Annotated in this window: 24 protein-coding genes; 19 read left to right on the top strand and 5 right to left on the bottom strand. The window is 44.4% G+C overall.

What is annotated here, in order from left to right; all coding sequences use genetic code 11:
* Window positions 1–2 precede the first annotated feature (2 nt).
* The 4 genes from glmM (at window position 3) to D4T97_RS18275 (ending at window position 3,414) form a co-directional block, all read left to right on the top strand.
* The gene (gene glmM, locus D4T97_RS18260; RefSeq protein WP_126052201.1) at window positions 3–1,352 is read left to right on the top strand and encodes a phosphoglucosamine mutase; all 1,350 of its coding nucleotides are present in this window, start codon (window positions 3–5) and stop codon (window positions 1,350–1,352) included.
* Window positions 1,353–1,686: 334 nt separating this feature from the next.
* On the top strand, window positions 1,687–2,007 hold the full coding sequence (locus D4T97_RS18265) for a PadR family transcriptional regulator (protein ID WP_126052202.1): 321 nt from the start codon (window positions 1,687–1,689) through the stop codon (window positions 2,005–2,007).
* Complete coding sequence (locus tag D4T97_RS18270) at window positions 2,004–2,570, top strand: HAAS signaling domain-containing protein (RefSeq protein ID WP_126052203.1); 567 nt, start codon at window positions 2,004–2,006, stop codon at window positions 2,568–2,570. The genes D4T97_RS18265 and D4T97_RS18270 overlap by 4 nt, the downstream gene beginning before the upstream one ends.
* Window positions 2,557–3,414: a DUF4097 family beta strand repeat-containing protein gene (locus tag D4T97_RS18275; RefSeq protein ID WP_126052204.1), complete on the top strand. Its 858-nt coding sequence runs from the start codon at window positions 2,557–2,559 to the stop codon at window positions 3,412–3,414. Before D4T97_RS18270 ends, D4T97_RS18275 begins: the two co-directional genes overlap by 14 nt.
* A 153-nt stretch (window positions 3,415–3,567) precedes the next feature.
* On the opposite strand, the gene D4T97_RS18280 is transcribed toward D4T97_RS18275, so the two are convergent.
* Both D4T97_RS18280 and D4T97_RS18285 read right to left on the bottom strand, forming a co-directional pair.
* On the bottom strand, window positions 3,568–3,846 hold the full coding sequence (locus D4T97_RS18280; RefSeq protein ID WP_126052205.1) for an alpha/beta-type small acid-soluble spore protein: 279 nt from the start codon (window positions 3,844–3,846) through the stop codon (window positions 3,568–3,570).
* A 44-nt stretch (window positions 3,847–3,890) separates the two neighbouring features.
* Window positions 3,891–5,039, bottom strand: a complete 1,149-nt coding sequence (locus tag D4T97_RS18285) for an MFS transporter (protein WP_126052206.1) — start codon at window positions 5,037–5,039, stop codon at window positions 3,891–3,893.
* 301 nt (window positions 5,040–5,340) lie between these two features.
* On the opposite strand from D4T97_RS18285, the gene D4T97_RS18290 reads away from it, so the two are divergent.
* From D4T97_RS18290 to D4T97_RS18325, 8 genes are all read left to right on the top strand, one after another.
* Window positions 5,341–6,498, top strand: a complete 1,158-nt coding sequence (locus D4T97_RS18290; protein WP_126052207.1) for an ABC transporter substrate-binding protein — start codon at window positions 5,341–5,343, stop codon at window positions 6,496–6,498.
* Between the two features lie 95 nt (window positions 6,499–6,593).
* On the top strand, window positions 6,594–7,478 hold the full coding sequence (locus D4T97_RS18295) for a branched-chain amino acid ABC transporter permease (protein WP_126052208.1): 885 nt from the start codon (window positions 6,594–6,596) through the stop codon (window positions 7,476–7,478).
* A gap of 4 nt (window positions 7,479–7,482) precedes the next feature.
* On the top strand, window positions 7,483–8,436 hold the full coding sequence (locus tag D4T97_RS18300; RefSeq protein WP_126052209.1) for a branched-chain amino acid ABC transporter permease: 954 nt from the start codon (window positions 7,483–7,485) through the stop codon (window positions 8,434–8,436).
* Window positions 8,433–9,203, top strand: a complete 771-nt coding sequence (locus D4T97_RS18305) for an ABC transporter ATP-binding protein (protein ID WP_126052210.1) — start codon at window positions 8,433–8,435, stop codon at window positions 9,201–9,203. Before D4T97_RS18300 ends, D4T97_RS18305 begins: the two co-directional genes overlap by 4 nt.
* Window positions 9,196–9,897, top strand: coding sequence for an ABC transporter ATP-binding protein (locus D4T97_RS18310; RefSeq protein WP_126052211.1), 702 nt, complete (start codon window positions 9,196–9,198; stop codon window positions 9,895–9,897). The genes D4T97_RS18305 and D4T97_RS18310 overlap by 8 nt, the downstream gene beginning before the upstream one ends.
* Window positions 9,898–10,132: 235 nt before the next feature.
* The gene (locus D4T97_RS18315; RefSeq protein WP_126052212.1) at window positions 10,133–10,855 is read left to right on the top strand and encodes a (Fe-S)-binding protein; all 723 of its coding nucleotides are present in this window, start codon (window positions 10,133–10,135) and stop codon (window positions 10,853–10,855) included.
* Between the two features lie 44 nt (window positions 10,856–10,899).
* Complete coding sequence (locus D4T97_RS18320; protein ID WP_126052213.1) at window positions 10,900–12,318, top strand: LutB/LldF family L-lactate oxidation iron-sulfur protein; 1,419 nt, start codon at window positions 10,900–10,902, stop codon at window positions 12,316–12,318.
* On the top strand, window positions 12,315–13,157 hold the full coding sequence (locus D4T97_RS18325) for a LutC/YkgG family protein (protein WP_126052214.1): 843 nt from the start codon (window positions 12,315–12,317) through the stop codon (window positions 13,155–13,157). Before D4T97_RS18320 ends, D4T97_RS18325 begins: the two co-directional genes overlap by 4 nt.
* 155 nt (window positions 13,158–13,312) lie before the next feature.
* On the opposite strand, the gene D4T97_RS18330 is transcribed toward D4T97_RS18325, so the two are convergent.
* A complete protein-coding gene (locus D4T97_RS18330) occupies window positions 13,313–14,203 on the bottom strand; it encodes a nuclease-related domain-containing protein (RefSeq protein WP_164525632.1) in 891 nt (296 codons plus the stop codon).
* Window positions 14,204–14,557: 354 nt separating this feature from the next.
* Between D4T97_RS18330 and D4T97_RS18335 the strand changes: the two genes are divergently transcribed.
* On the top strand, window positions 14,558–15,784 hold the full coding sequence (locus tag D4T97_RS18335) for a M20 family metallo-hydrolase (RefSeq protein WP_126052231.1): 1,227 nt from the start codon (window positions 14,558–14,560) through the stop codon (window positions 15,782–15,784).
* A gap of 28 nt (window positions 15,785–15,812) precedes the next feature.
* Here the strand turns inward: D4T97_RS18335 and D4T97_RS18340 are convergent, their stop codons facing one another.
* Window positions 15,813–16,142 carry an MGMT family protein gene (locus D4T97_RS18340; protein WP_126052216.1) on the bottom strand — a complete coding sequence of 110 codons (330 nt, stop codon included), beginning with the start codon at window positions 16,140–16,142 and terminating at the stop codon, window positions 15,813–15,815.
* A 424-nt stretch (window positions 16,143–16,566) separates the two neighbouring features.
* On the opposite strand from D4T97_RS18340, the gene D4T97_RS18345 reads away from it, so the two are divergent.
* The 4 genes from D4T97_RS18345 (at window position 16,567) to D4T97_RS18360 (ending at window position 19,743) form a co-directional block, all read left to right on the top strand.
* Window positions 16,567–16,878 (top strand): cupin domain-containing protein, encoded by a 312-nt coding sequence (locus D4T97_RS18345; protein ID WP_164525633.1) that lies wholly within the window; start codon window positions 16,567–16,569, stop codon window positions 16,876–16,878.
* Between the two features lie 282 nt (window positions 16,879–17,160).
* On the top strand, window positions 17,161–18,162 hold the full coding sequence (locus D4T97_RS18350) for an ABC transporter substrate-binding protein (RefSeq protein WP_126052218.1): 1,002 nt from the start codon (window positions 17,161–17,163) through the stop codon (window positions 18,160–18,162).
* An 11-nt stretch (window positions 18,163–18,173) separates the two neighbouring features.
* Window positions 18,174–18,938 (top strand): ABC transporter permease, encoded by a 765-nt coding sequence (locus tag D4T97_RS18355; protein ID WP_126052219.1) that lies wholly within the window; start codon window positions 18,174–18,176, stop codon window positions 18,936–18,938.
* Between the two features lie 13 nt (window positions 18,939–18,951).
* Window positions 18,952–19,743: an ABC transporter ATP-binding protein gene (locus D4T97_RS18360; RefSeq protein ID WP_126052220.1), complete on the top strand. Its 792-nt coding sequence runs from the start codon at window positions 18,952–18,954 to the stop codon at window positions 19,741–19,743.
* Between the two features lie 822 nt (window positions 19,744–20,565).
* Here D4T97_RS18360 and D4T97_RS18365 read toward each other — a convergent pair.
* Window positions 20,566–21,171, bottom strand: a complete 606-nt coding sequence (locus tag D4T97_RS18365; protein ID WP_126052221.1) for a TetR/AcrR family transcriptional regulator — start codon at window positions 21,169–21,171, stop codon at window positions 20,566–20,568.
* 192 nt (window positions 21,172–21,363) lie between these two features.
* Here D4T97_RS18365 and D4T97_RS18370 point away from each other — a divergent pair, with 192 nt between their 5' ends.
* On the top strand, window positions 21,364–22,101 hold the full coding sequence (locus tag D4T97_RS18370) for an SDR family NAD(P)-dependent oxidoreductase (RefSeq protein WP_126052222.1): 738 nt from the start codon (window positions 21,364–21,366) through the stop codon (window positions 22,099–22,101).
* 147 nt (window positions 22,102–22,248) lie between these two features.
* Window positions 22,249–23,034 (top strand): SDR family oxidoreductase, encoded by a 786-nt coding sequence (locus tag D4T97_RS18375; RefSeq protein WP_126052223.1) that lies wholly within the window; start codon window positions 22,249–22,251, stop codon window positions 23,032–23,034.
* Window positions 23,035–23,225: the final 191 nt, after the last annotated feature.

Here is a 23,225-nt window from a genome sequence, read left to right on the forward strand (position 1 = left end):
GTATGGGTAAATATTTTGGTACAGATGGAGTAAGGGGAGTGGCCAACACGGAGCTCACCCCGGAGCTTGCGTTCAAACTGGGCCGCTTCGGCGGGTATGTTCTAACAAAAAGTGCGGAGCATCCCAAAGTCCTGATCGGCCGCGATACCCGGATTTCCGGGCATATGCTTGAGGGGGCGCTTGTAGCGGGGCTTCTTTCCATCGGTGCGGAGGTTATGCGCCTGGGAGTCATTTCGACTCCTGGTGTGGCGTACTTGACGAAAGCTCTGGGTGCCCAGGCGGGGGTAATGATTTCCGCTTCGCACAATCCGGTTCCCGATAACGGTATTAAGTTTTTCGGCCCGGACGGTTTTAAGCTCTCGGATGAAGAAGAGGCTGAAATTGAAGAGCTGTTAGATTTGAATGAAGACAACTTGCCTCGTCCGACAGGTGGAAACCTGGGAACGGTGAATGATTATTTCGAAGGCGGACAGAAGTACTTACAATTCCTTAAACAGACAGTCGACGAGGAATTTACCGATATTCATGTGGCTCTTGATTGCGCCAATGGTGCTACATCGGCTCTTGCAACACATTTGTTTGCGGACCTTGATGCCGATACATCCACCATGGGGGCATCACCAAACGGACTGAATATCAACGATGGTGTGGGATCCACTCACCCAGAGGCATTGGCAGCTTTTGTCAAAGAAAAGAATGCTGATATTGGCTTAGCTTTTGATGGAGACGGTGACCGTCTGATTGCCATTGACGAAAATGGCGAGGTTGTTGACGGTGACCAAATCATGTACATATGTGCGAAGCATATGAAAGATGAAGGCCGTTTGAAGCAAGATACGGTAGTTTCAACTGTCATGAGCAATTTGGGCTTCTATAAGGCGGTGGAGGCTAACGGAATGCGCAGCGTTCCAACGGCTGTGGGCGACCGTTATGTCGTGGAAGAAATGAAGAAAAACGATTATAACTTGGGCGGAGAACAGTCTGGACATATTATCTTTTTGGATTACAATACAACAGGCGACGGTCTGCTGACAGGACTTCAGCTTGTCAACATCATGAGGCTGACGGATAAGCCGCTTTCTGAACTAGCGAAGGAAATGACAAAATTCCCGCAGAAGCTTGTGAATGTCAGGGTAAAAGACAAACATCATGTGACGGATAATGAAAAAGTGAAAACCGTTATAGAGGAAGTTGAAGGAGAAATGAATGGCAATGGCCGCATTTTGGTCCGTCCGTCAGGAACGGAGCCGCTCGTCCGTGTGATGGTGGAGGCACCGACGGAGGAAGCGTGTGAGGAATATGTTCAGCGCATTGCGGATGTTGTAAAAGAGGAAATGGGACTGGATGAATAAAGAAAAATGCATGGGAACGCAGTAGATGTTCCCATGCATTTTTTTGTTTGAAATCGCTTATTAGTTAAACTTTATCCAGTTCCGGGGCCTATCGACTAGTGGATTACACCCTTCCCTATTACGTCGCGAGTTTCCTTTATCTTGTTGGAGTCACTCCGGTCTGTAAATAAAAGAACCGGCGCTTGCCGCTTTTTTTGTCGAAATTATTTTATGTATAGTACCTTGCAATGAACAGTACTGGATGGTATTCTGTAAATATGATAAAGGGATATTTTTTTGTTTCAGTACTATACAATATTCAGTAGTATATATTAAAAGAGTGAGGTGAGCCGAAGTGAATGTACAATTTAAAAAGGGCGTTTTAGAGCTTTGTGTCCTTGCTTTGTTAGATAAAAAAGATCGCTACGGATATGAACTTGTACAGAAGATCTCAGATCAGATTGCCATATCTGAGGGGTCAGTATACCCATTATTAAGACGCCTGACAAAGGATGGTTTTTTTAAAACATATTTAAAAGAGTCAACTGAAGGACCTTCCCGGAAGTATTACCAACTGACTGATCAAGGGAGAGACCATCTGTATAATTTGCTTCAGGAGTGGAAGGAGTTCACGAATGGTGTGAATCAATTGATAAAAGAAGGTGTGGAGCAATGACGAAATATCAATTTTTGCGAATTTTGGATTCATCCTTACAAAGGCTTTCTTCGGAGGAACGTGAAGATATATTACAAGATTTTGAAGAGCATTTTGCCATTGGTGCGGAGGAGGGAAAGACTGAAGAACAAATTTCAGCAGCCCTCGGATCACCGCAACAAATTGCTAAAGAGCTGCTGGCCGCTCATCACCTTGAAAAAGTGGAGACGGCCGCATCAACAGGTAATGTTTTTCGTGCTGTATGGGCGGTGATCGGTTTGAGCTTTTTCAACCTGGTGATCGTCCTGGGACCCTTCATTGCATTGGTTGCTATTATTGCTGCAGGCTGGATAACGGGAACCGTGGGCACCCTTGCACCGATTTTGGAATTGATCAATGTTGCAATATTTCCGTATACGTTTGGATGGTTTAACTTGTTTTTCTCGTTTGTTATATCCGGGGTCGGGTTGTTTATCTTGATCGGGATGTACTTTGCAACACGTGCAATGGTTTCCGGCTTCGTCCGTTACTTGAAATTCAATACCAGGCTTGTGAAAGGGGGCTTGAAAGATGACGCTCATTAAGAAAATTTCCATTGTGGCTTTATTGCTTTTGGTGATTGGTACGGTAGGGAGCTTACTTACCGTGAAGTCAGCAATGAAATCCATTGAAGTAGAAGAGGAAAGAACTATTAACGATCAGTTTACAAATATTCAAGTGAAGACAAACAACTCAAGGGTTGAAATCATTCCTACAGAGGCCTCAGTTACAACTGTTGAGCTGACAGGTAAAGTATCCAAAAACCATAAGCTTACCTTTGAAACAGATGTTAAAGGAGGGACTCTGTACGTCGACCTGAAAGATAGACACAGGATGTTGTTTAGTATGGACTTTTTTACCTCGATCCAACTAAAAGTGCATGTTCCAAAAGAGCAATATGGATCCATACAAATAAAGAGCAATAATGGACGGATTTTAGCGGAGGAATTAGATGTAAAGGATCTTCATGCTGACACGGATAATGGACGGATTGAACTCAAAAACATCAAAGGATCGACAGTAAAAGCACGGTCTAGTAACGGTCGGATTGAATTGAGAAGGATAGATACGGATTCTGTTGATGCAGAAACGGATAACGGAAGTATTTTTCTTAATGAGGTGTATGGGAATATTACCGGGAGCTCAGATAATGGAAAAATCACAATGGAAAACGATCATATTGATCAACTAATGGAATTTGAAACTGATAATGGAAGAATCGAAATTCAGACAAAGAAAGAACCGGCTGACGTGACGTTTCATGGAAGGACCTCAAACGGAAAAGTGACGATCTTTGACCAAACTTACAGCAAGGAATTTGAGGTTGGAGATGGAAAAAATCTAATAAAATTAAAATCCCAAAATGGGAGCATCACTGTCACTAAATAAAGTGATTGCCGCTGGCTTGAGCAAGCCAGCGGTTTGTTATTTTTAATATATTTCGACTTATTTTTTATATGTGCTACGCCCAGCTCCGACGAACATCCTAGTGTCACCGAACCCACAGAACCAGAGCTTGGCCTCTTGAGGACACAAGGCCGCTTACGCTTTTGTTCTCATCTGCTCCTGAGCCATTTTAATCATTTCTTTGACCATATTGCCTCCGATGGGTCCGCCAATTTTTCCGGCCTGCTCGGAAGTCAATTGGCCGTTGTATCCTTCTTTTAGCGGAATTCCCTGTTCCTTGGCAACCTCATATTTCACATTATCGGGCTTTGCCGGATTAACCTGATATCCTTTTTCTTTCATCACACGGGCTTTTAACTGATCAAGCCCTGCCCTGGCTTCCGGTACCAATATTTTATTGTTGTTTCTGGCCATATGGGAAACCTCCTTTAGCGGTAGTGTTTCCGTAATATTGGCTGTTATGCTCCAGCTGGAATCGTATTTTTAATCAATTTGATAATAACTGCCGCAGCGAGGAGCAAAATTCCGGTGAATAAAAACCCGCCGTTGGCAGAAAGCTGCAATAAACCGGTGACTCCAGATCCAGTCACAACCCCGATGGAAAAGAAAGCGTAAAAATATCCGTATGCTTTCCCGCGGTTTTCGTCTGTTGTCGACTCGATAAGCAATGAGTTGATTGAAGGAAAAAGAAAGGCAAATCCCATCCCATACAGGGCCATAAACACAAACAACAGGGATAGGCTTTCGAGAAAGCTGATGCAACCCATGCAAACGGCCATTGTAATCATGCCGAACACCAATGTATTCTGCGGCTTTAGGTGGTCAAACAGGCGGTTAGTCGGCAGGATAAAAATTAAAACCGCCACCACGCCAAACGTGCTCAAAAGCATTCCGCTCGTCTGTGTGTCGCTTCCGAGAGCCTCCACTTTCAAGGGAAGCATATAGGCAAGAACTCCCTGGGAAAACATAAGAAAGAAGGCTCCGGCGAAGGCTTTGACTATCGGTCGGCTGTGAAATAATTGGCGAACGGGCCGCTCGGTTTTTCTGCTTAAGCTTGGATGGACAGCAACAGCTTTTTTCCGCAGAATAAAATATGACAGAATGCCCAATATGAGCATGAAAATAGCGGTCGCATTCAGCACCGTCACCTCGTTGGTTCTGCTTGCCAAAATGCCACTGAAAGCCGGACCCATAATGGCTGCGAGCCCAATGAATGCCCCAGAAATTGCTGCGCCTTTTCCCTTTTCATTTTTGGCAGTCGTATTAGCCATGAATGTGAAGGCAGCCGGGATAATCAGGCCGGCATTTAATCCATGAATGAAACGAACAAACAACAACAAAATAGGGTCGAAGGCAAGCTGGTATAAGAATAGGGACATGCTTGTCAAAAGCAGCCCTGCAAGCAATAAAAGGAAAGGACCTTTTTTATCCGTAAAAAAGCCGGAGGCCACATTTCCTATCATATTTGAAAGGGAAAACATCCCAACAACCAGTCCGGTCACAAACGGAGTCGCCCCTAGCGAAACTGCCAGAGGAGTCATGATCGGCAATTGCGAAAACAAATCAAAAAAGGAAAAGAAGATAATGATATAAACAAAAATGCGCATCAAACATAAACACCTCAATATAATGATCAAACTCTATTTTCTCGTGTTCCACCCAATTAGGCAAGAGGTTAGGCTTTTCCCATACTCAAAGCATTGTTTTAAGAAATTATTTTATAATAATTACATAAGTCCTATGAGTGAGGAAACGTGATGATATCAAACTATTCGACAATACTAAACAATAAGTTTCATATTTTGATAAGTTGGATTTTTACATATAACTCTATTATTTACAGATAATATTGTGTATTATTAATAAATGTAAGAAATGTAAGATTTTATCACAATAGGAGGAAGAAAGATGTCTTTAAAAAGAACATTCTCATTTGTCGCGCTCTTCAGCACACTCTTGCTTGCTGCATGTGGAGGCGGGGATTCAGCAAGTAAAGAGTCTGAAAATAGCGACAAAGGAAGCGGCGAGGCAGTAGAAGCCAAGGTTGGGGTCATTTCATGGCTGACAGGCTCCGGCGCAAGTTATGGTGAGGCCATCACCAACGGGCTCAAGCTTGCTAACGAAGAAATCACTGAAAATGGAGAAGTCAACATTGACCTTGTGATAGAGGATTCCGCAGGAGCCCAGGATCAAGCGTTGTCCGCGGCGCAGAAATTGATGAACAATGAAAATGTTTCAGCTATTATCGGGCCGACATTGAGTACTGAGATGAACGTTGTAGGTCCAGAGGCTGACTTGAACGGTATTCCGATTATGGGAACATCAACAACTGCTGAGGGAATCCCGCAAATCGGAGAATATGTATTTCGTAACTCTATTCCGGAAGCTGTAGCAATTCCGGCTTCTGTTAAAAAAGCTGTTGAAGAATATGGCGTGAAGAAAGTTGCAATTATTTATGGTAATGATGATGTTTTCACAAAATCCGGATATGACACAATGAAGAAAACAGTAGACGATATGGGACTTGAAGTCCTTACTACTGAAACATTCCAAATCGGTCAATCTGACTATAAAGCCCAATTGACCAAAATCAAAAACTTGAAGCCTGATTTAGTTTTGGCATCCGCTCTTTACAATGAAGGAGCCGTTATTCTGGACCAGGCAAGAAAAATGGGCATTGATGTTCCGTTTGTTGGCGGAAATGGATTCAACTCACCTGAAATCATCAATATTGCAGGAGATGCGGCAAACGGGCTTATTGTTGCAACACCTTGGTTTAGCGGTAAAGATGACGAAAAAGTTCAGACTTTTGTTAAAAAATACAATGAAGCCTATGGAAAGGATCCTGACCAGTTTGCTGCACAGGCCTACGATGCGCTTTACCTGATGGCTGAGGCGATAAAAACTGCTGGGGAAGATGATCCGGACGCCATCCGTGACGGATTGGCAGGTATTAAGGATTTCGAAGGAATCCTTGGAACCATGTCCTTTGACGAAGACGGGGACATCATCATGGATCCGACAGTATTGATTGTTGAAGATGGAGAATTTAAAGAGTTTAAGTAAGTTAAACTTTTATTGATTGGAAATCAAGCCTCCGTTCATTAACGGGGGCTTGAATTCCTAATTCCAAGTAGATTTGAAAACGGGAGGAAAAAAATTTGTTACTTGAACAGATAATCAACGGTCTGACTCTCGGAAGCATATATGCGATCGTTGCTCTCGGCTATACTCTCGTATTTGGTGTGTTAAACATCATCAACATGGGCCATGGGGAAATTTTCATGTTTGGTGCTTTCATCGGGGTTTTGGTTACAAGTGTATTAGGCATGCCCCTTTATGTCGCTTTTATTGCTGCCATTATCGTGACAGCGGTACTTGGTTATTTAATGGAGCGCCTGGCACTTCGTCCACTGCGAGGAAAACAGGGAGTATCGCACTTGGCGCCGTTAATCAGTACAATCGGTGTGTCCATATTCTTGGAGAACCTTGCACATCACTTATTCGGAGCTGGAAATAAACCTTTCAGAACGCCGCTTTCCGAAATGAGCATTCAACTTGGATCGGTTTCCGTGTACTATGTTCAAATTGTCATATTCGTCATCGCCATTCTTTTAATGGTAGGGCTGTCTTTCTGGCTGTCAAAAACTAAAGCTGGAAAGGCATTGAGAGCAAGTGCCGAAAATTTAGAGATTGCAAGCTTACTCGGGGTAGATACGAAAAAAATGATCACCATGACTGTCGTCATTGCTTCGGCAATGGGAGGGATTGCCGGTGTGCTTGTGGGCCTGGCATTCAACTCTGTTGCACCTCAAATGGGCTTATCCATCGGATTAAAAGGATTGGCCATCATCATTCTTGGTGGAATGGGAAGTGTCAATGGCGCCATGGCAGGCGGATTGATTCTAGGGCTTTCTGAAACGATGGTTGTCGCTTTTGGAGATTCAGGATATAGGGATGCGATCGCATTCGTTGCCATCATTGTTATTTTAATCGTACGGCCGCAAGGAATCTTTGGTAAGGCTGCTTCGGGAGATAGGCGGTGAGGACATGTTAGAATTCATTAATCCATATTACTTACAAGTTGGGTCTTTTATATTAATTAATATTTTACTAGGTGTCAGCATGTATGTGACGCTTTCAACCGGTCAGCTTTCACTTGGACATGCCGGTTTTATGAGTATTGGGGCTTATACGACGACCATATTGACATTGAACTATGACATGCCGATGATTGTAGGGATTGTTGCGGGAGCAGTCCTCGCATGCATCGTCGGAGTAATTGTGGGCTTTCCTGCCTTAAGGCTGGAAGGCGTATATTTGGCGATTGCCACTCTTGGTTTTGGTGAAGTCATCCGTGTACTCCTGATCAACTGGGAATCTCTTACCAAGGGAGCAGTCGGAATTTCCGGAATCCCGCACTTGGGACGGGAAGTTCTTGCATTCAGCAAAAACATTGGTTTTACTCCTGACATGCTGGGACTTAGAAACAATCAATTTATCAGTCTTTCAGTCTTTCTTATTTTATTAGTCATCGTTGTGGCGGTTATCGCCTTTTTTATCAGACAGCAACATTCCAGGATCGGGCGTGCCTATGCATCGATCAAGATGGATGAGAGAGCGGCTGAAGCGATGGGTGTCAACATTACGTATTATAAAATCCTAGCATTCGGTCAGGGCGCCATGATTGCTGGATTTGCAGGTGCACTTTATGCACACGTGACCGCTTATATAAGCCCGTCAGACTTTGCATACCACCGTGCGGTTGAAATATTGATCTTTGCGGTGTTCGGCGGCAGCGAAGTCATTTGGGGACCGATTTTCGGTTCGATATTCTTGACGGCCATGCCGGAAGTACTCAGATTCATCAGCGACTACCGCTTTATGGTATACGGTGCGCTTCTGATTGTCATGATGGCATACCGTCCGCAGGGGCTTATCGATATAAAAGTAATCAATTGGTTTAAAAAGCGGGGACGAGGGCAAAGGAGGAAATCTTCATGATACTGGAAATCGATCAAATAAGTAAAAACTTCGGCGGTATCCAGGCATTGACAGATGTTTCGTTTTCCATCGAAAAAGGTGAAGTGTTGGGCTTGATCGGCCCAAATGGTGCCGGAAAAACGACCATGTTCAATATGATTACCGCGATGTATCCTCCTTCCAGCGGAAAAATTTCTTTTCATGGGGATCAATTGACGAATTTGAAGCCCCATCAAATTACAGAAAAAGGCATATGTCGAACTTTTCAAAACATCCGCTTGTTCCCTGAAATGACCGCGCTTGAAAATGTGATGGTGGGGAATCATTGCCGACTGGATTCGGGCGTGTTCAGAAGTGTTTTTCGGACCGCATTCCAGAAAAAAGAAGAGGCGGCTCTAAGAGAAAAGGCGAAGAAGTTATTGGAGACGGTCGATTTAGCCGCGCATGTAGATACATTGGCAGAAAACCTTGCCTACGGGCAGCAACGGAGGCTGGAAATCGCCCGTGCACTGGCAAGTGATCCGTCACTCCTCCTCCTTGACGAACCGGCCGCCGGGATGAATGAAAGAGAAACGAATGAGCTGTTTGATTTGATACAAAAAATCAAAAAGCTCGATATTACGGTTTTATTGATTGAACACGACATGCCGTTGGTCATGCGGGCGTGCGACCGGATTGTCGTATTGAACTTTGGAAAGAAAATTGCAGAAGGATTGCCTAAAGAAATCCAGAACAACCAGGAAGTAATTGAGGCATACCTCGGGAAAGAGGAGGATGACCTTGCTTAAAGTAACGGGCGTAAGTACTTTTTACGATAATATTCAAGCTCTTAAAGAAGTCAATCTTGAAGTGGAACAGGGAAGTATTGTAACCATATTGGGGGCAAACGGTGCGGGAAAAACAACGACGATGAAAACTGTCGCCGGATTGTTGAAACCGCGCGCGGGGAAGATAGAGTTTTTAGGAGAAGATGTCACGAAACTTCGTCCCGACCAGCTTTTGCGAAGAGGATTGGCCCTTGTGCCTGAGGGACGCGGCATTTTATCGAACATGACTGTTTTAGAGAACCTCGAAATGGGCGCGTACCACCGGAAAGATTCTGGAGTGGCGGCGGATTTGGAAATGGTTATGGATCGTTTTCCTATTTTGCGGGAAAGAAAGTCCCAGCTCGGCGGCACCATGTCCGGCGGACAGCAGCAGATGCTGGCGATTGCACGGGCCATTATGTCGAAGCCAAAACTGCTTCTTCTAGACGAGCCGTCAATGGGTCTTGCGCCGCTCATCGTTGCGGAGATTTTTAAAATCATCAAGGAAATCAGCGAATCCGGCACAACAGTTTTGCTTGTTGAACAGAATGCCCGTCAGGCTTTACGCATAGCGGATTATGGCTATGTGTTAGAGTCTGGACGTGTAGTAACAAACGGGCCTGCACAAGAGCTGCTCAGCGACGAGCGGATCAAAGCTGCCTATTTGGGATATTGATGCAGAACTTAGCCGGGCACATAAAGCTTTTGGGAAACCCGGCTAGCGGGATATTTTAAGTGAAGTATGAGGAATGAACGGTGCCCCGGGGAAATTTATCCGGGGCATTTCCATTGGATAGTTGTCATATAAAGTGATAATCTTTTCAAAAAGGGCTTGTTCTGGGGTCCGACACCCATTAAAGTAACTCGTTAAAGTGATGGGGGATGAACCAGTGAAGAATGGAGGGAAGAGGATGAAAGTTTCATTATTCATTACGTGTTTGGCAGATGTTTTTTATCCGGAAGTTGGGATGGATGTCGTTGAAGTCCTGGAACGGGCCGGCTGCGAAGTCGACTTTCCGGAAGAGCAGACGTGCTGCGGTCAGCCTGCATATAGTACGGGGTACCTTGAGGATGCCAAAGAGGCGATGAAGCAGATGATGAGGGCATTTGCTGATTCCGAATACGTTGTGACGCCCTCAGGGTCCTGCGCATATATGTTCAAGGAATACCCGGAATTTTTTAAAGGCGACCCGGAGTGGGAAGGAAAAGCGAAATCTTTGGCGGATAAAACATATGAATTCAGCCATTTTCTAGTGGAAGTCTTGAAGATGGAAGATATGGGGGCTGCGTTTGAGGGCCGCGCCACATACCATAAGTCATGTCACATGACCCGTCTGCTCGGTGTGAAAGATGCCCCTTTTACCCTTTTAAAAAATGTGAAAGGCCTGGTGTTGGAGCCGTTGCCACGGAGCCAGGACTGCTGTGGGTTCGGCGGAACTTTTTCCGTGAAAATGGGCGATATTTCGTCTGCAATGGTGGATGAGAAAGTGGAGCACATTAAGGAAACCGGAGCAGATGTGCTGATCGGCGGAGATTGCGGATGCCTGATGAATATCGGAGGAAGAATTGAGCGCGAAGGACTTCCGGTTCGAGTGATGCACCTGGCTGAAGTTTTAAATAAAAGAAAAGGGTGAGTTGCTGAAGGGCACATGCCCCAGCTAAGAAAGGGGAGAGGCAGATGGGAATTAGAATTGGCGATGCCGCTTTTGATCAGCGCGCGGACGAAGCACTTCAGGATCCGGATGTCCGGAGGGCTGTTCCGTCGGCGCAGGAACGCTTGCAATCCGTCCGGATGAAGGCGGTTGATGAGCTGGGTGATTGGGAACAATGGCGCGACCTCGGTGAGAAAATCCGCTCGCATACAATTGAGCACCTTGATTATTATTTGACTGAACTCAGCGAAAATGTCGCGGCACGCGGTGGACATGTGTTTTTCGCCGAGACTGCGGAGGAAGCGAACAATTATATTGAGCAGGTTGTCCGGGAGAAACAGGCAAAGAAAATTGTAAAATCGAAATCCATGGTCACAGAAGAAATTGGCTTGAATCCAGTCTTGGAAAAAGCAGGCTGTGAAGTCGTTGAAACGGATCTCGGTGAGTACATCATCCAACTGGACAACGACCACCCGTCTCATTTTATTGGACCAGCCCTTCATAAAACGAAGGAACAGGTCAGGGACATTTTTACAGAAAAACGTGGATATGACGGAACAGAGAAACCGGAAGAAATGACGCAGTTTGCCCGCGAACAGCTCCGTAAGGAATTTTTATCGGCTGATGTCGGCATTACTGGCTGCAACTTTGCGATTGCAAATTCGGGAACGGTCGGCATCGTGACGAACGAGGGGAATGCGAGGCTGTCAACGACTGTGCCCAAAACGCAAATCACTGTGATGGGAATGGAGCGGATCGTTCCGACGTGGGAAGATTTTGAAGTGATGGTTTCCCTGTTGTGCCGGAGCGCTGTTGGACAAAAGCTCTCGACCTATGTAACTGCATTGAGCGGCCCGAAAATGGACGGAGAGGCTGACGGACCCGAGGAATTCCATTTGGTGATCGTCGATAATGGCAGATCCGGGATTCTTGGGACGGAATTCCAATCGGCATTGCACTGCATCCGCTGTGCGGCTTGCGTCAATGTTTGCCCGATATACCGACACATCGGCGGGCATGCTTACGGCTCGATTTACCAAGGGCCAATCGGAGCTGTCTTGACCCCGCTTTTAGGCGGATATGAGGAATACAAGGAGCTTCCTTACGCGTCTTCATTGTGCGCAGCCTGTACGGAAGTCTGCCCAGTGCGGATCCCGCTGCACGAATTGCTTTATAAACATCGGGAGCGGATTGTTGCAGAGGAAGGACTTGCGCCAGCTGGCGAAAAATTGGCGATGAAAACCTTCCGGAAAGTGACCTCATCCAGCCGGATTTACAAAATCAGCACCAAATCTGCGACTGTTATACGCGGAGTGATTGCAGGCATGTCGAAAGGCGGCCCGAAGCCGATTCGGGGCTGGACGCAATCGCGGAACCTTCCCTCCGTCGGGAAAAAGAGATTCCGGGATCTGTACAAAGAACGGAGAAAGGGGGAGGGACAATGAGTTTGCAGGGTAAAAGTGTAGATGGGGCTTCACGGGGTGAATCCGTTGAGACAGCAGGTTACAGTGATTCTTTGCGGGCCGTTGGTCAAGGGGGGATTTCTGCAGATGCTCCATCTGTCGGCGAACATTCTTCGAAACTCCGCGGCCAAGTCGCCAACCGCGATCAATTCTTGGATCGTTTGGCGAAAAACTTTGATCGGGAAAGGGTAACGGAAAAACCCGTCCGCCCGGATTGGGGGTTGAAGCCTCAATGGGAAGTTTTTTCCGAACTATCCAGCGACGAACTGGTTGAAGTGTTGAAGAGTCAGTGTCTCCTCGTTCACACAGAAGTCATGGAAACGAAGAGAGCGGAGCTCGGAGAGACTTTAAAAAAGGCGCTTGAGCGGGGCGAATGCCAATCGGTTATAACTTGGAAGGATCCAAGGTTTGTTGAATTCGGATTGGACAAGGTGCTAGGAGAGTACGAGGTCTCTGAGTGGAATTCTGAAGATCGGTCCGGAAGCATCGCCGCTGCAGAGCGGGCCGATGTCGGCATCACCTTCAGTGATATCACCCTTGCTGAATCCGCGACAGTCGTCCTCTTTTCCGGTGAAGGCAAAGGCCGTTCCGTGAGCCTGCTTCCACGGGACTACATCGCGGTGATACCAAAAAGCACCATCGTACCACGAATCACCCAAGCGGCGGCCGAAATCGACAGGCGGATCGCAGCCGGTGAGCGTGTGGCCTCCTGCGTCAACTTCATATCCGGCCCGAGCAACTCCGCTGACATCGAAATGAGCCTTGTCGTCGGTGTGCACGGTCCTGTCCATGCTACCTACATCATTGTGGACGATGCATAGAAATAAGTGAGAGTTGGAGCGCGCCGGGCCCCTATTGGGGCGATGGTGCGCTCCAACCTTCTTATAACTGCTCCAACCTTCTTATAACTGCTCCAACCTTCTTATAACTGCTCCAACCTTCTTATAACTGCTTACTCATATCCATTTGATATGATCTATACCTGCATGACCCTCTGACAGCAAGGTCCATACTCCTTAAAATCCTTGTAGCTGTTTGTTGAATCAACCCTCAAAAACTCCCTGCAATCCCTGTTTGTCATCTCCCGTCCCATGATTAGGAACCAGTCCCTAACACTACGCTCATGAGCCTTATGATCAAGGCATCCGCACGATCTGCAACGCCAGCTTCTAGCAATTTTCATCATTCCAATTGCTCCGCAACCGGGGCAGATCACTCCTGTTCGAATGTCCCGCCGCGGGATATTGTAAATATCACAAACTGGCCTTGGAATATAGTTGTGGTGGCTCGCCACAAGTTTCTCGCTTAGCCAATTGAATGTCCTGTAATCAAGAATAGGCTTCTTACGCGGAAGGTCACGGATGAATTGAGGAACATGACTGGGGAATAAAACCGGAGTCTTTGCCGGGGGCCGATCCACAATCTGCCTTGGATAAGCTAATACAACAACGCGGTAAACAGGAATGTTGATGCCGTGTTCCTTAAACCAAGCTCCAAGCAGATCACCAATGCGCTCGACTTGCGCTGCGGGACTTTCGAATCCATCAACTTCCCCCGTTTCACGGGTTCGAACGAGCTGCGGAGGATTTTCTTTGAATTCCAATCGCCCGCCAATATTTTTAACTTCAAAAATAATCGTATAAAATTGGGTCAGGAACAAGGAGTCAATTTGAAAACTTGACGGGAAAAGCAGGGAAAGGTCATGGAGAATTCTGTGTTCAAATGGGTAAGAGTGTTTGTGGAGTATTTCAGCTAGTTTGGCTTCGCCTGCAATGCCGGCCTCGAGGGAAAATTCTTTTGTGGATAAAATGGGAATAGCTTCATGTTTGGGATGCAGCCGCTTAATCGAAGCTTGAATACCTGCCAATGAAAGGGACTCTCCTCTTTGCTTTATTATGATATCTTTCACCTCCTAGTTTCCATCCTAGCATATATTAAATGGAAGTTCTATAAATATTCCGTTAATTAAATGAGACCTGGGTTCTTTAAAAGATTTGCTTTTTCTAACAAAATCTCATAGTCCCAGTCGAAAAACCCTTAGACCTTCCACCGCTCAATTCCGCAAAAAGACCCCAAACGCCTGCCCTATAAATGAATTCATATGAAACAATATGTTTCACCAACTGTTCCACTACATCCCGAAAGCCAAGCCAGATCAACGCCATACCGCTGGCATGAAAATTGCATGATTATTCTGCTAAATACAGGAGGGAAAACAGCTATGACACTTAAAATCAATGAAACACGCTTTTTAACATATATGGAAAAAAGCTCTTCCATCGGAGCAACCGAAAACAACGGCTTGAACCGATTAACGCTGACCGAAGAGGACAAGGAGATGCGCGACACATTTATCCAATTATTGAAAGAAGCAAACCTCGAAGTCCGAGTCGATGATTTTGGCAATATTTATGGGCGAAGGGAAGGAAAAATAAAGGATGCCCCCGTAATTGCATTTGGTTCACATTTGGACACACAGCCTTGCGGTGGTCGCTTTGACGGTATTTTGGGTGTGCTTGCCGGGTTGGAAGTCATGCAGACATTGAATGACCATGGCATCGAAACGGATTATCCGTTGGAACTCATTAATTTTACAAATGAGGAAGGCGCACGTTTCAATCCACCCTTGCTGGGTGCCGGCGGGGTGACGGGCATTTTTACCAAGGACTTTATCTACGGCGTGAAAGACTCCGAAAATATCACTTTCGAAGAGGCACTCACTGCAATCGGATATAAAGGGCTCGAAACCAATCGCTTACAGGATGTAAAAAGCTACGTCGAGCTTCATATTGAACAAGGGCCTATTTTGGACAACGAAAATATAGATATTGGAGTTGTTCAGGGGATTCAGGGTCTTACGCGCGTAAATGTTAGGGTCGAGGGAATTACGAACCATGCAGGCGGTGCAAGAATGGAAGAGAGGAAGGATGCTCTTCTCGCCGCGGCGTACATGATTATAGCAGCAAATAAAATAACCAAAGAGATTGAGGGCTTAAGAGTTACGGTGGGGAAAATTGATAATTTCCCGAACGTCATCAATGTGATTCCGGGATCGGTAGAGTTTGTTATCGATGTGCGTCATGATCGCGATGAGATGAGGGACAAGTCTGTTGAGCTGATAAAAGATCAAATGCACCAGTTGGCAAGGGAGCACAACGTCCAGTGTGAGGTAACTAGAGGATGGGAGTACGATATGGTTCCCTTTGATAAAAATGTCATCCAGAAGATTGGTGACTCGGCAAAATCATTGAATTACTCGACGATGGGTGTGTACAGCGGGCCTGGACACGATGCAAAATACATGAGTACATACGCTCCGACTGCAATGATTTTCGTCAAAAGTGTAAACGGCGTCAGCCATAATGAAAATGAACTGACTGAAAATGAGGATTTGATCAAAGGGGCGAATGTTCTATTGAATACTGTCCTGCAGCTTGCGAAGGAATAGGGGGTGTACGCTCTGGCTGTTCGCCAGACTACCCCCGCATCCAATCCATATCATTGTCCGCTGGCCCCTCCCAGCGGAATTTTTCCATATCAATGCGCCCACGGGAATCCACTTCCACACCTTCTTTTTCGAGGAGCTCCCGCTGCCTATCCGCTTTAAAAAGAACAATGTATCCTTGTGCATTCACTACTCGCTGCCATGGCAAATCATATTTGGCACTCATGGAGTGCAGAATTCTGCCAACTTGCCGCGCGCCCCTTTGATTACCGGCAATCGCAGCAATCTGCCCATAGGAAGCGACGCGTCCAGAGGGGATCTCCAGGATGGCATTGATCACCTTTTCAGTAAAATCTTCCATGACATCACCTCATGTTTTTGGGTAAAAAGGATTTACCGTTTCCATCGCCTATGTAGAAACCCTGTAAATCATCCATCGAAATCTTTGGTTACAATGCACCATACATCCTTCGCATCTTGTTAATAAATCACAAACTCCGCAATCCGTGTCTTGGGTTTCTGAGGCTCCAACGTCACCCAAATATCCGCCGACCTTTGTTGGAAGATGCACAAACCCCGCAATCCTTCTCTATAATCTCGTGATTCCCGTGTCAACCAACCACCAACCACATTTTCTAAAGTAACATACAATTCTCTCACACAGGAGACGCTCTCATCAGAAAAGTCCTATCTTTTTCTCAGTAAAAACATATCCCAGATATACCTCGCACCCAGTATAACAAAATTTCTCTGGTATAATGATTTCAAAAATAGGAGTTGTTTTCATGTTAAAAAATATTGCTGAATTTCAAGAGTTCAACCAAAGTCGCTTTGTAAGGGTGAATCTTTTCCAAGAGGGAAACACCACCGCATTCCTGCTGAACTTGTTGCCAGGACAATCGGTTCCTCCACACCCGCACCCCAACGCAAATGTGTATTTGCATGTCGTTGAAGGGGAAGGTACTTTTATCATTAACGAGAAGGAGTTACCCGTTTCTCAAAAAGATGTCGTTCATTGTGCGGACCAAGAAGTGCTCCAGATAAAAAATCAAAGCGATGAGCCACTCAGTGTCTATGTTGTAATGGCAAAAAGTTAGGTGCTAGCGATACGCTTATCCTGTTGGGATTGGTTGCGCGTTCATAAAAGTTCCACAATTGACCCTGCTTTTGACTGGTAAAAACAGTCGGACTATTCCTTTATTCTCACAATTGTTCTAAAATAGAGCTAGTGCGTTTGGAGCATGTCCGGCGGACTGGCTTTTTAATTTGAAAGGCACTGGCATCGATCGAGGTGTTTGCGCTTTTTAAATGTCTGTCGACGCCCTTGCGCTTTAGTGTGGTAGAGTAAAAAAGCATTTTGAAAACGAGGGGGAATTGGAATGAAGTTGAGAATTTTGGCCATCAGCATGGCAATTTTCATGCTCATTGCTGCAGGATGCTCAAATAGCTCCAGCGAAGGAGCGAAGGAAAAAGACGGCGGCGACGCCAAAAAAGATACGCAAACGATTAAAGTGGCCGTTCAGCCATGGGTTGGAAACGGGCCTTTCTGGATTGCTGAAGAAAAAGGGATTGACGAAAAACACGGCATTAAGATCGAAACAGTTTTATTCGAACAGGATTCTGATATGAACGCAGCATTTGCATCCGATAAAGTGGATGTGGCGAACCTTGCAACTCATACGACAGTTCGGATGAAAGCCAATCAGGACCTGGAGATGAAAGCAATCATCTTTATGGACGAGTCTCATGACGCCGATGCAATTTTAGCAACGAAGGACATCCAGTCTGTAAAAGATTTAAAGGGACAAAAAGTTGCTTTTGAAGAAGGAGCGACATCAGAACTCCTTCTCCAGCAGGCATTAAGTGAAGAAGGCATGACATTGGAAGATGTGGAAACGGTATTTATGCCGGCAGCACAGGCAGGTCTTTCCATGATTTCCGGCGATGTAAAAACAGCTGTCACCTATGCTCCGTACATCAACGAAGTCCTCGATAAAAAGGAAGACGACGGAGTGCACCTCCTTTATACTGGAAAAAATTCACCAGGCTTAATCAGTGATATTGTTGTTGCTAAAACAAAATTCTTCGAGGATAATCCTGAGGCTAAAGAACAACTCCGTGCCGTATGGGACGAAGCTCTTCAATATTGGAGAGACAATGAAGAAGAAGGAAATGAAATTGTAGCAAAAGGCAGCGGAATCACTGCTGATGAACTGCCGTCGATCCTAAGTGGACTGAAATTTTACAATAGCGAAGAGCAGGCTGAAAAGGTTAGCTCAGGAGAGTTGAAAAAAGCGGCTGATAACATTCAAAAGCTTATGTTGGAAGCTGGCAGCATGAAAAAAGAAGTCAATTTAGATGAAATATTTGATATGGAATAGTTGGTAAGAAAATGAAACGATATCCAATCATTTCAGCGATAAGTGTATTTTTTATTTTTGCAGTATGGAGCATCGTTACATATGGGGGGTACGTCGACCCCCTTTTTCTTCCCTCTCCTAGTGATGTAGTGCGTGCGGCAATGGAAGAAATCGATGAGGGCATCTTTTTCAAAGACATCGGCGTAAGCTTTTACCGGATATTCATGGGCTTCTTCATTTCAACATTATTCGCTTTGCCGATTGGAATTATGATGGGTACTTCAAGAGCATGGCAGTCCGTCTGGGAGCCAGTGGTAGGGCTTGTCCGCTATATGCCTGCCGTCGCTTTCATTCCGCTGTCTATCCTCTGGTTTGGGACAACAGACGTACAGAAATTTTTCATTCTGTTCCTGGGCGTATTTTTCCAGGAAGTGATCATGATTGCCGACAATTGTAAAACAGTCAACCGCTCGCTTGTTGAAGTTGGAATGACAATCGGCTTGAAAAAGTTTGAAATCGTTAAAGATATCGTGTTCAGGGCGGCCTTTCCCGGCATTATGGACACGTTCCGGACGACATGGGGATGGGCGTGGACCTATCTCGTTGTGGCTGAGCTTGTTGCCGCTTCCGAAGGTCTCGGATTCCGGATCATGCAGGCCCAGCGCTACCTGGCGACAGATCGAATCATCCTGGGAATCCTAGTGATCGGATTGCTCGGTCTGATCACAGATATGCTGTTCAAATTATTGTATCACCGTTTATTCCCGTGGAAGGAATCAGCCAAGGTAAAAGAATGATGGAGGGGATATCATGGAAGAAGTTCGTTTAGCGGCCAAAGATATCAATAAGATTTTCATTAGCAATAAAAAAGAAGTGGTTGCCCTCCAAGATGTAAACCTGGACATAAAAACAGGGGAATTCGTTTCTTTGCTGGGACCATCCGGCTGCGGGAAGTCGACGTTTCTCCGGCTGGTTGCCGGACTGGACACATACACAGAAGGAGACCTTCAATTGGACGGCAAACAAATAACTGGAGCGGGAAGGGATCGCGGGGTTGTTTTTCAGCAGTACAGCCTGCTGCCTTGGCTCTATGCATGGGAGAACGTCGCATTTGCATTGAAAAAAGACAAGTCCTTAAGCAAGCGTCAAAAGAAAGAAATGGCCATGCATTTTCTCAAGCTTGTCGGACTGGAAGGCTTCGAAAACCATTATCCGTCCCAGATGTCAGGCGGAATGCAGCAGCGGGTAGCCATTGCGAGAGCACTTGTTTACAAACCGAGTTTGTTGCTCATGGATGAGCCGTTCGGTGCGCTGGATGCCCAAACGAGAAAAGAAATGCAGGACCTGCTTCTAGGCGTGTGGGAAGAAGAAAAGTGCAGCGTCTTGTTCGTCACTCACGATGTAGATGAGGCGGTTTACCTTTCAGACCGAATCTATGTCATGTCCGCAAGGCCCGGAAAAATCGCAAAAGAAATCCAAGTCGAGCTGGCGCGCCCCCGTGAATGGGACATTCAACTTACGAAGGAATTCATAGAATATAAACGTGAAATTATTATAGAATTGCAGGGTAAGCGTAATGCCCCGGTGGCAAAGCAAGCATAAAGCCGTCCTTTTTGGGCGGTTTTTTAATGTTCCAAACTAATCAAACATTTGATTGGAAAATTTGTAGATCTGCTGCCTTAGTCGATAAGCAGCTTGATATTAAGGTTAAATGCAACTAATTAAACGTTTGATTAAGTGGAGGCTCAGTCGATAAAGGTCTTACAATCAACGATTTTACTTGTAATCAAACATTAGATTAATAAAAAGAAACTCCGGCGAAATATTGACTCGAAACTACCCCAACGAACTTTAAGTTGAAAAATTTAAGTAAACCATCCATGTGTGATAAAAGGCTGTAAATCCAAGGGATTCCGTATTAATCAAACGTTTGGTTAAGAGAATAATGATTCTGCATGCTCAGTCGATAGAGCCTTAAAAACGACGATTTCACGTGTTAATCAATCATTTGATTACACAATCAACGATTTTACTTGTTAATCAAACATTTGATTAACAAAAAGCGGTTCCAATGAAATATTGCCCTAAAACTAATCAAACGTTTGGTTGAAAAATTCGCGTAAGTCATTTAAGCATGATAAAAGGTTGTAAATCCATGGGTCTCCAACACTAATCAAACGTTTGATTAATAAAAAATTACACCTCGATGTGTATAGTGAAAAACTGCTATTTGTTAATTTGCAGAATGAGCGACCGTGCACCCATTACATATGAATACAAAGTTTTTCTTAAAGCATCAAGAGGAAAGATACTAATTTAACTCCATTGAATTTACCGACGACCGACAAAAGAGGAAGCTGTAACCATTTTTATCTCCATTTTTCTCCAAAGCAAGGTACTGCCCCTTATTTTTCGATTCTCATCTTAGTTATCTCCAATATATTTAACTGAGTAAATATGTGTTTTCGCTAAATCAATGACTTCTTTAATAAATGTTTCTTGGGTTTCTTTGAAGCCGCTTTGGATCCAATTCTGAAGGAGTCCGTAAAATCCATAGGCCGTATATCGTTTAAAATAATCCATATTGACGGGCGCACTGTTAAGTGTTTCGAAAATAAATTTTTCCTTATAAATTTTTAAGATCGTTTGAGGGAACCTTATGTGTAAGCCTGGTAACGTATCCTCGTAGTTAATCAGTTCAAAGAAATCCCTGTTGTTATAGATATAAGAAACGAAATGAAAAGATGGTGGAGTAAGCTTGTCTGTATAAACTTTACGGACGGTTACATACGGTTTGCCTACTGAATCCTCTAACCCTTGAAGTGTTGAAATGAGTAAATCTTCAGCCAATTCAATTTTATCTTGGTAATGGACATAAAAAGTACTGCGGTTATAAGCGGCAAAGTCGACAATGTCCTTTACAGTAACGGAATGGTAGCCCTTCTCTTTAATGAGCGAAATTAATGCTTGCTTAAAATGGTTTTTTGTCCGATTTTGTCTTTGAGATGTTATATTTCGCTTGTCTTCCATGAAACAGCCTCCTCAAAATAGACGGAATTCATATAAGTGTCTAATTAGTAGACAGTTAATAATATCTTAATGATTGTTAAATATGTCCATAGTAGTACACTTAAATTGTGAACAAAATAGTACAGGTATTCAACCGTTCTCGCATTTTTTAAAAAAATGTGGTATGGGGATTTGAATGCTAGGAGGGCTATGATGGGAAAATTACAAGGCAAAGTAGCTGTCATTACCGGCGGAGCATCTGGTATTGGTGCAGCAACAGCACGTTTATTCGTTTCTGAAGGAGCCAAAGTGGTGCTGGTTGATTTAAACGAAGAGAAAGGCAAAGCTTTTGAAAAAGAGTTAAAAGCTATGAATGCAGAAGCTCTTTTTATAAAAGCGAATATTACGAGTGAAAAAGAAGTTGCAAATATCTTTAAACAAACCGTTGAAACATTCGGCAAAGTGGATGTTGTTTTTAACAATGCAGGCATCGGCCGTGTACATCCTTCCCATGAATTAGAGTACTCAGAATGGCGCAATACTATAAATGTTGATTTGGACGGTGTTTTCTTAGTTGCACGTGAGTCCATTCGAGAAATGTTAAAAACGGGTGGAGGCTCGATTGTTAATACAGCATCTATGTACGGTTGGGTTGGATCACCTGGTTCAGCGGCCTATAATGCAGCAAAAGGTGGCGTGATTAACTTAACTCGTTCACTTGCACTTGAATATGCGGAACACAATATTCGAATTAACGCATTATGTCCGGGCTTCATTGATACACCCATTATACCAGAAGAAAGCAAACAAGCCTTAGCTGCGGCTACGCCATTGAAGCGTCTTGGAAAAGCAGAAGAGATGGCAAAAGCTGTTTTATTCATGGCTTCCGATGATTCTTCATTTATGACTGGTAACAGCTTAACGGTTGATGGTGGTTATACTGCTCAGTAAATAGTTATATGAAATTTTTTTGTGACCTAGCTTTGTGGGATGATGTTTTCCGACCGGAGAAAGATAATCCTGACTGTTATATATTTTGAATTAGAGATGTTTTAAATAAAAGTAATTATGCGGTAATCATAAAGGAGGAAGTTTTCAATGAACAATCGTTTTGATGGAAAAGTTGTAGTCATTACAGGTGCCGGCTCTGGTTTGGGGCAAGCCTCTGCCTTGCAAGTAGCAAAAGAAGGAGCGAAACTATCACTCGTTGATTTGAATGCTGCTTCGTTGGAAGAAACAAAAAGTAAGGTGTTGGAAGTTGCACCAAACGCGGAAGTGCTGCTTATCACTGCGAATGTAGCAGATGAAAAAGAAGTTGAAAATTATGTGAATGAAACAGTTAAGAGATTTGGTAAAATTAACAGTTTCTTTAACAACGCTGGAATAGAAGGAAAGCAAAATCTAACAGAGGATTTTGGTATTGACGAATTCCAAAAAGTGGTAAATGTCAACTTAAATGGTGTATTTTACGGCCTGAAATACGTATTGAAAGTCATGAAAGAACAAGGTTTTGGCTCTATTGTTAATACTGCTTCTGTTGGTGGCATTCGCGGAGTAGGAAACCAGTCAGGTTATGCAGCCAGTAAACATGGCGTGGTCGGACTTACAAGAAATTCCGGAATTGAATATGGTCAATATGGAATTAGTATTAAAGCCATTGCACCAGGCGCGATTATGACACCAATGGTCGAAGGTTCATTAAAACAAATGGATCCGGACAACTGGGAAGAAGTTGGAAAACAATTTGTTCAGCCGAACCCAATGAAACGTTTCGGTAAACCGGAAGAAGTGGGGTATTTGGTGGCCTTCCTTTTGTCTGATCAAGCTAACTTCATCAACGCAACAGTTATTCCAATTGATGGCGGTCAATCTTATAAATATTAAAAATGGTTATCACAGATTGTTATGATTATCTGTTTAATAAAAAGGAAAATCTGCAGTCTCCGACATTGAGAAAAGTGGTGGAACAGCCTATTTATTCACCATTTGAATATTGAGGTTAGCCAGGTTTTAAAATGTACCCTATAGAGTAGACACTTAAAAAAGGTCTGCTCTATAGGGTACTTTTATGTATA

It is taken from the genome of Siminovitchia acidinfaciens, from assembly GCF_003605385.1.
GTDB lineage: Bacteria > Bacillota > Bacilli > Bacillales > Bacillaceae_C > Siminovitchia > Siminovitchia acidinfaciens.

Coding starts and splice junctions, on each gene's coding strand:
- D4T97_RS18345 (WP_164525633.1), top strand. CDS start 16,567: ATGTTAAAAAATATTGCTGAATTTCAAGAGTTCAACCAAAGTCGCTTT.
- glmM (WP_126052201.1), top strand. CDS start 3: ATGGGTAAATATTTTGGTACAGATGGAGTAAGGGGAGTGGCCAACACG.
- D4T97_RS18355 (WP_126052219.1), top strand. CDS start 18,174: ATGAAACGATATCCAATCATTTCAGCGATAAGTGTATTTTTTATTTTT.
- D4T97_RS18360 (WP_126052220.1), top strand. CDS start 18,952: ATGGAAGAAGTTCGTTTAGCGGCCAAAGATATCAATAAGATTTTCATT.
- D4T97_RS18275 (WP_126052204.1), top strand. CDS start 2,557: ATGACGCTCATTAAGAAAATTTCCATTGTGGCTTTATTGCTTTTGGTG.
- D4T97_RS18280 (WP_126052205.1), bottom strand. CDS start 3,846: ATGGCCAGAAACAACAATAAAATATTGGTACCGGAAGCCAGGGCAGGG.
- D4T97_RS18290 (WP_126052207.1), top strand. CDS start 5,341: ATGTCTTTAAAAAGAACATTCTCATTTGTCGCGCTCTTCAGCACACTC.
- D4T97_RS18335 (WP_126052231.1), top strand. CDS start 14,558: ATGACACTTAAAATCAATGAAACACGCTTTTTAACATATATGGAAAAA.
- D4T97_RS18305 (WP_126052210.1), top strand. CDS start 8,433: ATGATACTGGAAATCGATCAAATAAGTAAAAACTTCGGCGGTATCCAG.
- D4T97_RS18320 (WP_126052213.1), top strand. CDS start 10,900: ATGGGAATTAGAATTGGCGATGCCGCTTTTGATCAGCGCGCGGACGAA.
- D4T97_RS18315 (WP_126052212.1), top strand. CDS start 10,133: ATGAAAGTTTCATTATTCATTACGTGTTTGGCAGATGTTTTTTATCCG.
- D4T97_RS18300 (WP_126052209.1), top strand. CDS start 7,483: ATGTTAGAATTCATTAATCCATATTACTTACAAGTTGGGTCTTTTATA.
- D4T97_RS18270 (WP_126052203.1), top strand. CDS start 2,004: ATGACGAAATATCAATTTTTGCGAATTTTGGATTCATCCTTACAAAGG.
- D4T97_RS18370 (WP_126052222.1), top strand. CDS start 21,364: ATGGGAAAATTACAAGGCAAAGTAGCTGTCATTACCGGCGGAGCATCT.
- D4T97_RS18365 (WP_126052221.1), bottom strand. CDS start 21,171: ATGGAAGACAAGCGAAATATAACATCTCAAAGACAAAATCGGACAAAA.
- D4T97_RS18285 (WP_126052206.1), bottom strand. CDS start 5,039: ATGCGCATTTTTGTTTATATCATTATCTTCTTTTCCTTTTTTGATTTG.
- D4T97_RS18340 (WP_126052216.1), bottom strand. CDS start 16,142: ATGGAAGATTTTACTGAAAAGGTGATCAATGCCATCCTGGAGATCCCC.
- D4T97_RS18375 (WP_126052223.1), top strand. CDS start 22,249: ATGAACAATCGTTTTGATGGAAAAGTTGTAGTCATTACAGGTGCCGGC.
- D4T97_RS18325 (WP_126052214.1), top strand. CDS start 12,315: ATGAGTTTGCAGGGTAAAAGTGTAGATGGGGCTTCACGGGGTGAATCC.
- D4T97_RS18350 (WP_126052218.1), top strand. CDS start 17,161: ATGAAGTTGAGAATTTTGGCCATCAGCATGGCAATTTTCATGCTCATT.